We start from the raw sequence: 255 nt of genomic DNA, 5'->3' as shown, positions 1-255 counted from the left end.
CGCCTGCGCACGCTTTACGCCCAGTAATTCCGATTAACGCTTGCACCCTACGTATTACCGCGGCTGCTGGCACGTAGTTAGCCGGTGCTTATTCTTCAGGTACCGTCATTAGCAGAGGATATTAGCCTCCACCGTTTCTTCCCTGACAAAAGAGCTTTACAACCCGAAGGCCTTCTTCACTCACGCGGCATTGCTGGATCAGGCTTGCGCCCATTGTCCAAAATTCCCCACTGCTGCCTCCCGTAGGAGTCTGGA

Annotated in this window: 1 rRNA gene; it reads right to left on the bottom strand. The window is 54.1% G+C overall.

Annotation, left to right across the window (positions count from 1 at the left end):
* A 16S ribosomal RNA gene (locus GTP90_RS37790) occupies positions 1-255 on the bottom strand; the annotation flags it as partial.

The organism is Duganella vulcania, assembly GCF_009857655.1.
Taxonomy (GTDB): domain Bacteria; phylum Pseudomonadota; class Gammaproteobacteria; order Burkholderiales; family Burkholderiaceae_D; genus Rugamonas; species Rugamonas vulcania.
This window is presented reverse-complemented; position numbering and strand designations above follow the sequence as displayed.